This window comes from Halomicrobium sp. HArcel3, assembly GCF_058933135.1.
In genome coordinates this window covers 184,695-197,910 of sequence record NZ_JBZYDN010000005.1, presented here as the reverse complement: position 1 = coordinate 197,910, position 13,216 = coordinate 184,695, and the positions used below count along the sequence as shown (strand labels likewise).

At 68.9% G+C, this 13,216-nt stretch carries 14 protein-coding genes and 1 tRNA gene; 3 read left to right on the top strand and 12 right to left on the bottom strand.

Going from position 1 to position 13,216, the window contains the following annotated elements:
* Positions 1–160: 160 nt before the first annotated feature.
* The 5 genes from AC5FRV_RS14480 to AC5FRV_RS14460 all read right to left on the bottom strand — a co-directional run bounded on the left by AC5FRV_RS14480 (position 161) and on the right by AC5FRV_RS14460 (position 2,801).
* A complete protein-coding gene (locus AC5FRV_RS14480) occupies positions 161–826 on the bottom strand; it encodes a DNA methyltransferase (protein WP_493561792.1) in 666 nt (221 codons plus the stop codon).
* A 45-nt stretch (positions 827–871) separates the two neighbouring features.
* Positions 872–1,597: a CPBP family intramembrane glutamic endopeptidase gene (locus AC5FRV_RS14475; protein WP_493561791.1), complete on the bottom strand. Its 726-nt coding sequence runs from the start codon at positions 1,595–1,597 to the stop codon at positions 872–874.
* Positions 1,598–1,600: 3 nt separating this feature from the next.
* Entirely contained in the window at positions 1,601–1,816 is a 216-nt protein-coding gene (locus AC5FRV_RS14470; RefSeq protein WP_493561790.1) for a helix-turn-helix transcriptional regulator, read from the bottom strand.
* On the bottom strand, positions 1,813–2,235 hold the full coding sequence (locus AC5FRV_RS14465; protein ID WP_493561789.1) for a DUF2178 domain-containing protein: 423 nt from the start codon (positions 2,233–2,235) through the stop codon (positions 1,813–1,815). The genes AC5FRV_RS14470 and AC5FRV_RS14465 overlap by 4 nt, the downstream gene beginning before the upstream one ends.
* 152 nt (positions 2,236–2,387) lie before the next feature.
* Positions 2,388–2,801 (bottom strand): hypothetical protein, encoded by a 414-nt coding sequence (locus AC5FRV_RS14460; RefSeq protein WP_493561788.1) that lies wholly within the window; start codon positions 2,799–2,801, stop codon positions 2,388–2,390.
* Between the two features lie 229 nt (positions 2,802–3,030).
* Between AC5FRV_RS14460 and AC5FRV_RS14455 the strand changes: the two genes are divergently transcribed.
* A complete protein-coding gene (locus tag AC5FRV_RS14455) occupies positions 3,031–4,209 on the top strand; it encodes an aspartate kinase (protein ID WP_493561787.1) in 1,179 nt (392 codons plus the stop codon).
* 8 nt (positions 4,210–4,217) lie between these two features.
* Here the strand turns inward: AC5FRV_RS14455 and AC5FRV_RS14450 are convergent, their stop codons facing one another.
* The 4 genes from AC5FRV_RS14450 to AC5FRV_RS14435 form a co-directional block, all read right to left on the bottom strand.
* Complete coding sequence (locus tag AC5FRV_RS14450; protein WP_493561786.1) at positions 4,218–4,727, bottom strand: hypothetical protein; 510 nt, start codon at positions 4,725–4,727, stop codon at positions 4,218–4,220.
* A 55-nt stretch (positions 4,728–4,782) separates the two neighbouring features.
* Entirely contained in the window at positions 4,783–5,442 is a 660-nt protein-coding gene (locus AC5FRV_RS14445) for a metallophosphoesterase family protein (protein WP_493561785.1), read from the bottom strand.
* 149 nt (positions 5,443–5,591) lie between these two features.
* Positions 5,592–5,774, bottom strand: coding sequence for a hypothetical protein (locus AC5FRV_RS14440; protein ID WP_493561784.1), 183 nt, complete (start codon positions 5,772–5,774; stop codon positions 5,592–5,594).
* 99 nt (positions 5,775–5,873) lie between these two features.
* Entirely contained in the window at positions 5,874–6,479 is a 606-nt protein-coding gene (locus tag AC5FRV_RS14435; protein ID WP_493561864.1) for an IMP cyclohydrolase, read from the bottom strand.
* A 126-nt stretch (positions 6,480–6,605) separates the two neighbouring features.
* On the opposite strand from AC5FRV_RS14435, the gene AC5FRV_RS14430 reads away from it, so the two are divergent.
* Positions 6,606–6,678 (top strand) — tRNA-Gln (locus tag AC5FRV_RS14430).
* Positions 6,679–6,947: 269 nt separating this feature from the next.
* On the opposite strand, the gene AC5FRV_RS14425 is transcribed toward AC5FRV_RS14430, so the two are convergent.
* From AC5FRV_RS14425 to AC5FRV_RS14415, 3 genes are read right to left on the bottom strand one after another with little or no spacing between them, the layout of a single operon-like run.
* Complete coding sequence (locus AC5FRV_RS14425; RefSeq protein ID WP_493561783.1) at positions 6,948–9,206, bottom strand: DUF7537 family lipoprotein; 2,259 nt, start codon at positions 9,204–9,206, stop codon at positions 6,948–6,950.
* A gap of 38 nt (positions 9,207–9,244) precedes the next feature.
* Positions 9,245–11,221 (bottom strand): hypothetical protein, encoded by a 1,977-nt coding sequence (locus AC5FRV_RS14420; RefSeq protein ID WP_493561782.1) that lies wholly within the window; start codon positions 11,219–11,221, stop codon positions 9,245–9,247.
* On the bottom strand, positions 11,222–12,493 hold the full coding sequence (locus tag AC5FRV_RS14415; protein ID WP_493561781.1) for an outer membrane protein assembly factor BamB family protein: 1,272 nt from the start codon (positions 12,491–12,493) through the stop codon (positions 11,222–11,224).
* 292 nt (positions 12,494–12,785) lie between these two features.
* On the opposite strand from AC5FRV_RS14415, the gene AC5FRV_RS14410 reads away from it, so the two are divergent.
* Positions 12,786–13,214: a universal stress protein gene (locus tag AC5FRV_RS14410; RefSeq protein ID WP_493561780.1), complete on the top strand. Its 429-nt coding sequence runs from the start codon at positions 12,786–12,788 to the stop codon at positions 13,212–13,214.
* Positions 13,215–13,216: the final 2 nt, after the last annotated feature.

Here is a 13,216-nt window from a genome sequence, read left to right as displayed (position 1 = left end):
CGACCTTTTTCTTCGTCGGGTTCGAGTCGCGGCTCCGCCGCGCTCGAACCTCTCCTCGAAAAACGTCGATGAAAAAGTCCCGGCCGCTCACTTCGTTCGCGGCCGGTGAAACCGCGGCGCGTCGCGCCGCGGTATGCTTGACGCCTACCGCCCTCTTCGCTCACTCCTTCGAGAACCGTAGGACGTAGTTGTGGTCGAACCCGGTCCCGTCCACGCCGTCCGGCCCGGGTTCCCCCTCTGTCTCCCACGCCACGACGACTTCCCCGTCGAAGTCGAGGGGCTTGCCGATGGCGTCCGCGAGGTCCCAGGCGAGCGTCGTGACTTGCCCGTCGACGTCGAAGGTCGTCGCGTCGACGAGCGCGACGCCGTTCGGTGCCAGACAGTCGGCGACGCCGGCGAACACGTCGGCCATATCGTCGAGGTACTGTCCGTAATTGCTCTCGCCGTCGTAGTTCTGGAGCGGGTTGGTCTCCATTCCCTCGACCATCCACGGCGGGGAGGTGAGAACGCAGTCGACTGCCGGCAGGTCGAGGTCGCCGAGTTTTCTGGCGTCGCCGTAGACGAGGTTCCCGCCGTGGCCGCCGCGTTCGCGGATATAGTCGACGCGCTCTCGCTCGTACTCGACGCCGTGGGCCTCCCGATCCATCTCGGTGGCGACGCGGAGCGTCGTCCCGAACCCGGCGAAGGGATCGAGGACGACGTCGCCCGGTTCGGTGAACTCTGCAAGGAACCGTTCGACGACGGCCGGCGGGGATCTGACCTCGTTGTCGGCCCACTCCGGGAGATCTACGGGGAAGTCGTAGTCGAGGTTGACGACCGTTCGCATAGCTCGCAAGTCCACTGTCGGTGGTAAGTGTCTCGTGGTTGTCTGTCACAGCAACACGAGCGACGCCGTCGCGAGGAAGTTCGCGAGGAGGTGGGAAACCGTGCTGGCTGTCGTTCCCCAGCGGGCGCGCAGGCCGCAGAGGACGAACGCGAGGACGAGCAGCGAGGTCACCCGGACGGGCGGCGCGGCCAAGTCCACGACCAGATGCTTGCCCGCGAATGCCAGCGCAGTGACGACGACGGCGACGTACGTGCCGTAGGACTCGGTGAGCGCGGTCTGGATCACGCCGCGCCACGCGAGTTCCTCGGCGATCGGGACGACGATGCCGTTACCCGCGAGGAAGACGACGAGGACCCATGTCGGGACACCGCCGCCGACGCCGGGCGCGCCCGGGGTGGCGGTCTGCGTGACCCCCAGCACCGAATCGAGGACGAGCACCAGGGCGAGAAAGACGACGAAGTAGGCGACTAAACCGCCGATGCCCGCACCGACTGTCCGCAGGGACGTGACGTACGCCCAGTCAGCCCGGCCGATGCCGACCCGGGTCCCCCACCAGGCGACGATTCCCGCGATCAGGGGGAACGCCAGCGCGAGCATCAACGGGTCCCCGGTGCCGGGAGTTCCCAGCGACTCGGCGACGACGGTGCCGAGTCCCCGGCGGAAGACGAATTCGAGCGCGACCCAGGCGACCATCGCGACGGCCGTGGCGAACGGGAGCGCGTTGTCGGGCGAGACGGGGAGCCAGTCGGTGACTGACGGAGCGGATGACATGGATCACTCGTGGAGGCGGTCGGGGTCGAACCCCGGGTCGAACAGCTCTTCGACGGCGCAGTCGAAGAACGCGGCCAGTTTGAACGCCAGTTCCAGCGACGGGTCGTAGCGGTCCCGCTCGATGGCGTTGATCGTCTGGCGACTGACGCCGACGGCGGCGGCCAGGTCGGCCTGGCTCAGACCGGCGGTCTCGCGGCGCGCCGGGAGGTCGTTGTTCATGACCGGTAGCGGAGCCAGCCGTACGCGACGGCGAAGGTGACGAACAGCGCGAAGTAGCCCCACAGCGCACCCCTGACGACTGCCGGCACCTCGTAGGCGCCGACGTGGGTCAGGATACGGGCCGCCGACGCGCCGAGGACCAGGACCGGCGCGAAGACGTTCAGCGTGAGGTGGGCCGCCCGCCGTTCCAGGGCGACGTCGCGTTCGTCGAACAGCTGTACTGGCGTCGCCAGCCAGACGGCGACGAAGCCGACGATGCCGGCCCAGTAGACGACTTCGCCGACGAGCGGGTACTCGAGCGCTCTGAGCAGGAGACTGAGCGCGACGCCGACGGCGATGGAGCCGACCATCAGCCGGCGGTAACGCCGTCGCTTCGCGAGGAGTTCGTGCCGGTTCCGTCCGGTCGGTGTCGTCGACATGGGTGGTGTACCGCCCGCATCGTAAAGCGGACTTTACAGTAAAGCGTTCTTTACACACCTATTTGATTCTGTCGGTGAGACGGAACGATCGCTGGGCGAGCGGGTGGAGTCAGAAGCGGGCGGTCGTTCGCCACGGTGGCGAGTGGACGTGCCTACTGCTCGGCTTTGCCTGGTTCGAGCCGGTACCGGGTGGTCTGTTCGCCCTCGAACCGCGGGCCTGGGCCGCTCCGCTCGAAGCCGGCGTCCTCCACGGCGTCACGGACGTCGTCGTCCGTTTCCGCGACCAGTAGCTCGACGGCCATCCCCTCGCGCCGGGCGAACCGGACTGGCTCGTCGAGCAAGCGGCCGCAGGCCTCGCCCGTCCCGCCGAGCTGGGTCACGTGGACGGTGGCGTCGCGGGCGTCGAAGCTGACGAGGCCGAGCGTCTCCTCGCCCTCGTCGTCGGTAGTCTCGACTGCGACTCGCACCGTCCGGTCGTGAACCAGGTTCCGCATCACGTCCGGCGGGCTGTCCGCGATGTCGGCCATCCGCTCGGCGTCGGCTTCCACGGCGTCCCGAATCTCCATGTCGTGTCGGTCGGTGGCGAGGCAAATAAACGGTTGGCCGTCCCGGAACCGTTCCCTCGCTGCGCTTCGATTCCGCTGAACGCCGTTCCGCTTCCACGACTTAGACGGTGGCTAGATCCGGGGAGCGCCCGATACCCGTCTCCCCCTGCCGAAAAAGATGGACACAGTTATCCCGGACGGCGGGCAACCGGGGGCATATGATAGACGCACGCACGCGCCGGGTGGCAGCATGCGCGTAGTCGCGAAGTTCGGCGGGACGAGTCTCGGGAGCGGCGACCGGATCAACCGGGCCGCCGACTCCATCGCCACCGCCGTCGAGAAGGGCCACGAAGTCGCCGTCGTCGCCTCGGCGATGGGCAACACCACGGACGAACTGCTCGAAGACATCGAGTACGAGGCAGACGACGCCGACCGCGCCGAGATCGTCAGTATGGGCGAACGGACCTCCGTCCGGATGCTCAAGGGCGCACTCGCCTCCCGGGGCATCGACGCGATGTTCCTCGAACCCGGCAGCGAGGAGTGGCCGATCATCACCGACGAGTACGGCGAGGTCGACGTCGACGAGACGATGCGGCGCGCGAACGCGCTCGCCGGCCAGCTCCAGAACGTCGTCCCGGTCATCACCGGCTTCCTCGCCCAGGACCTGCAGGGCAACGTGACGACGCTGGGTCGCGGCGGGAGCGACACCACGGCCGTCATGCTGGGCAACTACATGGACGCCGACGAGGTCGTCATCGTCACCGACGTCGAGGGCGTCATGACGGGCGACCCGCGCGTCGTCGAGGGCGCCCGTAACGTCGGGAAGATCTCCGTCGACGAACTCCGGTCGCTGTCGTTCCGCGGCGCGGAGGTGGTCGCCCCCTCGGCCCTCTCCTACAAGGACAAGGACCTCTCCGTGCGCGTCGTCCACTACCAGCACGGCGACCTGCTCGCCGGCGGCACCTCCATCGAGGGCGAGTTCCAGAACCTCATCGACCTCCAGGAGGACAAGCTGTCCTGCGTCACCGTCGCCGGCCGCGCCATCCGTAACAGCCCCGGCATCCTCGGCGACCTCGCCAGCGCCATCGGCGAGGAGGGGATCAACATCGACGCCAACTCCTCGGGGATGGACTCGCTGACGTTCTACGTCAACGACGAGGACTCCGACGACGTCGAGGCCCTGCTCCACGACCGCGTCGTCGACGAGGACGCCCTGTCGTCGGTCACCGTCGAGGACGAGATCGCCGTGGTCCGCGTCACCGGCGGCGAACTCCCGAACCAGCCCGACACCGTCAAGCGCGTCGTCGACCCCATCTCGAACGCCCACATCACTCTGTACGACGTGATCACCTCTGCGACGTCGGTGTCCGTGTTCGTCCCCTGGGACGACCGTGAACAGGCCCTCGAACTCGTCCAGGGCGTCTTCTGACCGACTGTTCACTCGCGCAACTCGCTGCCGCCGCCGTCCGTTCTCTCGCTTCCCGCTCCGTTCTCGCTTCCCGCTTCGTCGTCGACGAACAGCGAGCCGTAGGTCATCGCGGCGACGACGATTCCACCGAGCCCCAGCACCGTCAGGCGGACCCTGTCCATCGGTTCGACGTCGACGACCGGGACGGCGACGAACGCGCCGATGCCGACGAGCAGCGCCACCACCGCGAGCACTCTGTCCCAGCGCTCGTCGTAATCGATCTGTGCGACGCGGTACATCCAGAACTCCTCCGGGGGACGCCGTCGTCGTTCGATGCCGTCGGCCGTTCGAACCGCGCGGTAGTGGTTCCGGGCCCGGGACAGGCGCAACCCGATTGCGCCACCGAGGACCAGGCCAGTGAGCGGGTGATCGAACGCACTGCTCGTCGCGGCGAGAACCACGCCGAGGAGCGTCGGCACCGCTACCAGCGCGAGTCGTTCGGCCGTGTCGCGGCGGGGGAGGGGCGTCTCGTCGGCCATGCGTCGAGCGGGCGGGGTGTGTCGGCCTACTCGGAGCGGCGAAAAAGGCCTTCTCCTACCGGCCCTGCGCCAGCCGGAACCCGATCTGGCGGGGGAGTCCCTCGTCCTCGACGGTCCGGATCACCTCGCCGGTGTCGTAGTCGACGCGGCGCTCGTCGACGGCCATCTCCTCGAGGTCGAGGACGGCGTAGGCGGCCTTCGGGTCGCCGTCGCGGGGTTGCCCGACGCTCCCGGGATTCATGACGATACCCTCGTCGTACACCTCGTGGGCCTGGACGTGGGTGTGGCCCATGACGAGGACGTCCTCGTCGTCGAGGAGGTCCGGCCCGAACTCGCGGGGCCGGGTGTAGTGGTCGGGGTCGTCGGGGTGGCCGTGGACGACCTTCACGCGCCCGTCGGCGACGTGGCGCTCGACGGGGAGCTCTCGCAGCCACTGGATCTGGTCGTCCGAGAGCTGCTCGCGGGCGTGTTCGACGCCGGCCTGGGCCATCCCGTTGAAGTGCGGGGCCGACCCCGCCGCCACCGCGCGGTCGTGGTTGCCCTGCACGGTGGGGATCTCGCGCTCGCGGATCTCGTCGACGCAGTCGGCGTGCCAGGGATTGTACCCGACGACGTCGCCGGCGCACACCAGCGCGTCGACGGGCGGCAGGTCGGCGAGCACCGCATCGAGCGCGACCCGGTTCCCGTGGATGTCGGAGATGACGCCCAGCTTCATTACTAGGGACTACTTCTGCTCCGTCCTTATAGTATCGACACCTGCCTCAGCTCCTGAGACCCCCTCACGGTCCGGTCTATGGTTGTGACTCGACACCTGCTGGACCTGAACGCAGTTCCCCGGCCGCTACAGAACGACAGCGGTCCCTCTCAGTGGTACGGCCCCCAGTAGATGTACTCGACCGGCTCGGTCACTTCCGTTACCTCCCCACCACACTCGGAACAGGACGGTTCCTTCCGCCCGAGTTCCGACTCACACTCCAGACACCGGTAGACCGCCCGCTCGACGACGGGCGGTTCGAACCAGCGTCCCAGTTTCTCGAGGGTACCCATGGGTGATCGTCACTATCTCCTTGATGGTCTATGATGATAAACGTTACCACGCGTCGAAAAGAGTGAAGAGGGGGCTTCTCGGAGTACGGAACCTCCTGTTCAGCCGTTGTGGACGGCGACCCCGAACGCCTCGCCCTCGACGGCCACGCCGGCCGAGCAGACCGCGTGTTCGAACTCGAGGTCGTACACCTGACGTGCGGCGCTCTCGGCGTCGCGAGCGTCCAGGGCGAACGACTCGGGGCTGTCCTTCTCGTAGGTCGCCACGAGCGTCGGTTCGGTGACTTCCTCGACGAGCAGCGCGTCCCGACGAACGGTGCCGATGACCGCGCCCGGCCCGTCGGCGTTCGTGCTGGGGTCTTCTGGATCGACGCCGACGATCCCAGCGACGCGGGGCGTGTCGTAGTCGTCCTTCTCGAAGTCGAGCGCCAGCAGCGGCTCGGCCAGCGCGTCACGCGCGGGATAACCGAGTTCGAGTTTCTCGGCGATCGGGTCGACGTGGGAGCCGTTGCCGACGACGGCGCCCCGGTCGGTCACCTGCACCGCGTTGTAGGAGATGTAGGGGTTGTCCGTCTCCGGGGCGTCCGCCGTCGGCCCGACGGTGACGGTGCCGTCGCGGTCGACGGCCTTGCGGTTGGGGAACGAGCGCGAGGAGACGCGATACGCGCCGACTTCGGGACTGACGACGACGAATCGTCCGACGTACATGGAAGAGGCTGCGGCCGTCGCCGGAAAGTAGATGTCGATGTCTTCGAGGGGCTTGCTATCCAGTACCACGACAAATTCCATCGCGCAACGCTTACATTGCCCTACGATTTACTCGATATTGCACGCAGTCCATTAGGGTAGTGGCCAATCCTGAAGCCTTCTGGGGGCTTCGACCCTGGTTCGAATCCAGGATGGACTATTCTGTCGCGAACCACCGCCGAGCACCGCGTAGCGTGTGCTCGGCTCTCCGTGTGAGCGACGAATACGTCCGACTGGATTCGAACCCTGGAAGTCACGCGCAACGAGCGGAGCGAGTGAGCACGTCTTCCTCCGGTTCGAATCCAGGATGGACTATTTTTGCCACGAACAGTCCGTGAGTGAGCACGTCTCCCTCCGGTTCGAGTCCTGCTGAATCACTGTCTCGCGACGAACGTCGCGGCGGCCCGGGTCCCCTCGCGAGAACCCGGGCTACCTCTTACCGCGGCGACCGCGAGGGCCTGCGAGCAGCGCGAGCGCGACCAGGCTCGCGAGAGCGACGCCGAGACCGAAGCCGGGACCGGTTCTCGACGAGGCCGCGGTGACGGTCCCGCTCCCGTCCGCTGGTTCGCGCTCGGTCTCTGTAGTGTCGCTCGCGGCCACCGGTGCGAGGACGTAGACGGCGTTCATATTGCGGTCGCCGACGTACACGACGCCCCGGTAGGCGTCGACGCGGTCGACGATCGCGTAATCGAGTGACTGTTCGTACAGCGCGCGGCCGTCGCTGGCCGCGTAGGCCGTCATCGTCCCCTCGCCATCGGTCGCGTAGACGACGCCGTCGACCACCTGGAGCCGGTGGATCTCACCGCTGCCGAACGTTCCCCCGTCCCGCCGGACGGTCCAGGACCCGGCCGCCGAGTCCGCGACGAACGTGGCCGGCTGAACGGCCTCGATTTTCGTGGTCGTGCCGAAGTAGACGTTCCGCTCGCCGGCCTGGGAGTTCCAGCGGGTGGGCTCGTTCCCCGGCGAGGACAGCAGCGTCGTGCCGTCCTCGCGGTCGAGACCGAGTAGCTGCTGGTTACGTCGCTCGACGACCACCATATCGGCGTCGGGGTACGACCGCAGGAACGTGGGGTAGTTCGCCTCGACGTCGAACTCCCAGCGCGTCTCGCCGGAGTCGGGCCGGAGCGAGCGGAGCGTGGTCGAGGCGCCCCTGGCCGCTTCCGCGACGTAGACCCCCTTCGAATCGGCGTGGTCGACGCCGAAAGCGGCCGACCGGTCCGCGAACGAGCGGGTCCAGCGGACCTCACCGGTGGCCGCGTCCAGTGCGACCGCAGCGCTCGTTCCCGCGCGCTCGGTGCCGACGAAGACGCGGTCGCCGTGGAACGCGACCCCGCCGCCGTCGACGCTGACGCCCCCGGTCGACCAGACGGTTTCGCCGGTCTCTGGGTCGAGCGCGAGCAGTTTCTGTGGCCCCGAATTCACGGTGAGGACGTACACAAGCCCGCCGTGCGTGTACACTTCTGCGCTCCCCGCCGCGAGGTCGACGTCGTTCCGGAGGTGGATCTCGCCGAGCCCGCGCTCCCAGCGCGTGGTGCCGTCGGCTGCGTCGACGGCGAACAGCGTGTACGGGTTCCGTTCGTCACGGCCGCGGTTTTCCAGCGTGATCTGGTAGGCGGTGTCGTTTTCGAACGCCGGCTCGCCCACGCGCGAGTGGTCGGCGGGGAACTCGTGGCGCCACGTCGGGTCCATCGTCGTCGGGTCGTGGGCGAACAGCGCGGTGTAGAACTCCCCGTCCTCGCCGGACTTCTTCAGGCCGGTGTAGAGCGCGTACACCCGCCCGTCGTGGACGTACGGGCCGCCTTCGAGGGTCTCGAAGTTGCCGCTCGTCGCGCGAGAGACGCTGAAGTTCACCGGCCGGCGCACGGTGACGTCCCCCCGCAGTGCCGCCGGGTCCGCGATGGCCTCGATGGTCTCCGGGGCCGCCTCCGCCTGGGTCGGGTCCGAGGAGTCGTCCTCGCTCGAAGCCGGCGCCTGCGAGACGCTCGTCCCGGTTCGATCGGCCGCCGTGTCGAGCCAGTGGGGCGCCGACACCGCCGTCGACCCGACGTCGGTCAGCGATCGCTCGGTGTGATACGTCGTCGTGCCACCGGTGCCACTCAACGCGAGGTGGTAGGTGAGGTCGGTGATGAGGCCGCTGTCGCCGTCGACGCGCACCCGAATCGAGACGTTCTCGACCTGGTCGACCCCGTCGTCGCCTCGGATCTGTTCGGCCGAGTCGACAACGAAGCGGTGGTCGCCACCGTCCGTCCGCCGGTGGTCGAACGCGAACTGCGCCGACAGGTTCGACGGCGCAGACCAGTTCGCGACCGCGTCCGACTCGTGTACCTCGTAGCTGTAGGACGAGCGCTCGGGGTCGACGTGGCGGAGGTACGTCCGGTCACCGGTGGTAAACGAGTCGGTCGTCAGCGTCGTCTCGTTCGGGCCGCTGACCTCGCGCACGATGCGAGACGCCGCCACCCCCGCGTCCCTGTCGGCCCGGATCGTCTGGGTCTCCTCGACGGACCGAGAGCCGTTACGCGTCGTCGTCTCGACGGAGAGCGTGAACGAGCCGGCCCGGTCGAGCGCGGCCGACTGGTTCGCGGTGACGTCGGCGAAGGCCGCGCTGCCGCTCGCATCCGGTCCACCGAACGGGCGCTCCACGCCGAGGAAGCTACACCCGGAGAGGACGACGAGGAGGGTGAGTGCCACTACTGGCAGCGCTCGACGGACCGGTGCACCCGTTCGGGTCACGAGTCACCACCTCCGTTCGAGCCGCCACTGCCGCTTCCCTCGCCGTTGGACAGTCCGATCGTCTTCCCGGTGCTCCGGCCGTCCGTCGGTTCGGCCAGGTCGACCTGTAGCTGGTCGAGGCCGTCGTCGACGGCCTCGGCGAGGCCGGCGTCGCCGGTCGCCCCCACGCCCTGGCGCTGGTTCTGAATGAGCCCCGTCTCGACCTCGACGAACCGGACCGTCGCGTCGTGCTGTCCGTCGGGATAGCGGTACATCTCGACGTTCAGCACGTGCGAAGCGCCTTCGAGGGTCTCGGCCTCGACGTCGCCGAGTGCTCGCTGTCTGGCGAGCGTCTGGGGATTGGGCAGGACGTTCCCGTCCGGGCCGACGCGGACGTACGCCTCGCGCGTGCCCGTGACAGTCTGGCCCCGCGATCCCTGGGTCACTCTGGTCCAGACGTAGTCCTCCATCGTCAGACCGCTCCCCTGTGGCGGTTCGAGGCCGCGCTCGCGCAGGGCCGCGGCCACCGCCTGTGTCGCCGTCCGCCCGTCGATGTCGGCGGCGTACGTCGCTTCGTCGTCGTCCGTCGACGGCGGGACCGACACGTAGCCACCGCCGTGGCACCGACGGACTTCGCTCATCGTCGCCGCGTACTCGCGCTCGACCGCGTCCAGGCCGTCGCCGGCGGGGGCGCTCCCGCCTGCCAGCCGCTGGCTGGCCGTCACGCGGTCTTCGAGGGCGCGTTTCGTCCGGGCCAGCGGGTTCAGCGCCGCCGAATCCTCGCGCTTTTGCTCGACGTCCGGCTGGCGGTCGTTCGGGTCGTCGGTCGGCCCTTCGTACGCCCGCTTCAGGCTCACGTTCGGGAGGCCGGCAGTCATCGGGCCGCCGGTGGACCCGCTCAGGTCCGCGTCCCCGGCTCGCGCCGCCGCGGCCGCGCGGCTGGCTGCGCTTCCACCGCCGCCGCCACCGCCTCCCTGTCGGTGCTCCCGCTGGGTCCGTTCCACGTCAGCGCCGGCCTCGTCGGATCGGACCGAGAGCTCTTCGAGCTTCGGCTGGGCGGCGAAGCGCGGCGTGCAGTCGCCGACTCCGACGGAGAACGAGCCCGACGACACCTCGACGTCGTCGACCGGGTGCCACTTCTCCTGGACGGCGTCCGCGTACCGATTCGTCGACAGGACGCGCGGTCTGTACGCCCGGACTTCGAAGTCGTACACGCCCGGCTCCAGCTCGAAGGTCGCCGTCATCGACTTCTTCGGATACACCAGCACGCTGTCGTCGCCGCCACCGGCCCCCGCGTTCGTGTACCCTTCACCGACGACGGCGACGTCCCGGCGACCCAGGTCGAGTTCCGCGTTCCAGAAGTCCTCGGACTGGGCGCGGAAGGCGCGCGGTCGGCCGTCTTTCTGGCCGGACACTTCGACCGGGCGAAGGATGGCCTCGCCGCGATGCGTCGTGATGGCTTCGGCCTGCCCGCCGCCCTCGTCGGGGATCGGCGTCGTCTCGACGGACGAGCGGTTGAGGTGGTCCGCCACCGCCTCGCGCAGTTCCGGATCGCCCACGAGTTCGGGGGTCTGCGGCGATTCCATTCGGGTCTGGCCGTCGCCGGTCAGTGCGACGCTGGCCGTCGCGTTGTCGACGCTGGTCGGCAGTTCGACGACGACGACGTACGCCCAGCCGCCCTGCATGTCGAAGTGGACCGTCCCACGATCGCGCGTCGAGGTCGGACAGGACACGTCGAAGTGCGTGCGGTAGTCGCCCTGGGCGGTGTTCTCCCAGACGCAGGCGCCGTCGACCGTGCGGTTCGAGGCCGCCGCCGCGTCGACTGCGACGGCGCCGAAGCCCGGCTCGACGCCGGTCTCGTCCGCCACCTCCTGTGGTCGGGCCGCCGCCCCGGCACCTGCCCCGGCCAGTGATATCGCCGAGGTGATCAGCAACAGCGCCCAGCAGGGAGCGAGGACCCGCTGCCAGCGCTCCGCGGAGCCGTTCTCTCGCATTCAGGCCCCCTCATCGATGGCGTAGAGTCGGTCACTCCCAACGAACAGCGTCCCGTCGACGACGGCGGGCGCGGTGTTGTCGGGGATCTCCATCGCCAGTGTCCACTGGCGTTGACCGCTCTCGGCGTCGACGGCGAGCAACTGGTCGCTCGCGCCGACGTACACCGTTCCGTCGACGACGACCGGGCTCCCGTAACAGCCCCGGGACGTCGTCACCTCCCAGGCGACTTCCCACTTCGTCGTCACCGCCGACTTCCGGAGCGTCAGTGCCCGGACCGTGGGGTGGCTCTCGCCGCCGGTGTGTCCGACGAAGATCCTGTCTCTGGCGAGCGCGGGCGATCCCCAGCCAGTCCCGCCGAACCGGAATGCACCGCCGAGACTCTCCCCGTCGGTGTTCGCCACGCCGAGATACTGGCCGAACTCGCCGAAGACGAAGCCGTCCGCGACGGTCGGCGTTCCGTTCGGGAAGTTGTTCGCCCCGTCGTCGCCGGTCCACAGCACCTCGCCGGTGGCCGCGTCCATCGCGGTGAGGAGTCCCGCCATCACGAACAGCGTCCCGTCCGCGACCGCGAGGCCGCTCTGGACTCGCGTGCCGAAGGACCGTTCGATCTCCCAGATCAGTTCGCCCGTCACCGCGTCGAGCGCGTAGACGTACCCGTCGTCGTCGGCGTAGAAGACCCGCCCGCCGTCGACGACCGGCGTGCTGTGGATTCCCCAGCGAGCCTCGTGTGACCAGCGCGTTGCGCCGGACGCGGCGTCGAACGCCCAGAAGCGCTTGCCGGCGGACCCGACGAAGACGGTCCCGTCGGCCACCGTCGCGCTGTTCCACCGGATCTCGCCCCCGGTGTCGGCGGCCCACAGTTCGTCGCCGCTCGCCGCGTCGACGGCGTAGAGAAACCCGTCCTCGTGTCCGGCGAACACCCTGCCGTCCGCGACCACCGGGCTCGACCCGAACCGGCCGTCGCTCCCGGGGTCGAACGACCAGGCGGTGTCGACGTCTTCGGTCGGTCCCGTGGTGTTCGGCTTCCAGCCGAGATTCCTCCCGTCGTACTGTCTGGACGGCCACCCGTCGAGTTCCGGCGGGTCCTCGAAGGACCACTCCTCCCAGAGGCCGTCCGTCTCGTCGTCTGCCCCCGCACCCACACTGGAGAGCCGCTCGGAACACCCTGCGAAACTCGCGGCAACGCCGCCGAGGCCGCTCGCGAGCACCCGTCGCCTGCTGTATCTCTCGGCGTCCTCGTCGCCGGCCGACCCGGATCGCATTCCATTCATTCGATGTGGTCGTCTCACTCCCGGCTACCGGCATAAACACCGACGCTACACAGTTCGTGTCCGGCCCGGAAACCGGCGAATTCGACGCAGAACGGCGCTATCAGCCCCCCATCAGCGTCGCCGTCTCGTTCGGGCGCCGGGTCTCTCGCGAACCCACCGCGGATGCACAGGCCGGCGGGAATCGAGTGACGAGTGGACGCCTTCACACCGGCGCGGCGACGCCTCGCTCGCGGCGGGAGACGCCGGCCGATCCACCGGCCACCTTTTGGCGCTGGCCACGGGAGGGTGACACATGCAACCCTCGCACGTCCTCGTCCCGCTGGACGGGTCGCCGCTGGCAGAGGACGCCCTCGAGTACGCGCTCGACGTGTTCGACTGCCCGGTGACCGTTCTCAACGTCGTCAGTCCGGTCGACGCGTCGATGAGCGAGAGCGGCGCACTGCCCCCGGAGGGGGACAGACTGGACGAGGCGCGCGATCGCGCCGAATCCATCCTCGAGCGCGTCGGCGACGACGAACCGAGCGAGCGGGACGTCGACGTGGTGGTCGAGACGGGGGCGCCCGCCGAGACCATCGTCGACTACGTCGCGGCCACCGACGTCGACCAGGTCGTCATGGGTGGCCACGGGGGCGAGCGAAACGCCGTGGCCCGCCGACTGCTCGGGACCGTGGCGACGAAGGTGGTCGGCGAGACGCCGGTCACCGTCACCGTGGTGCGGTGACG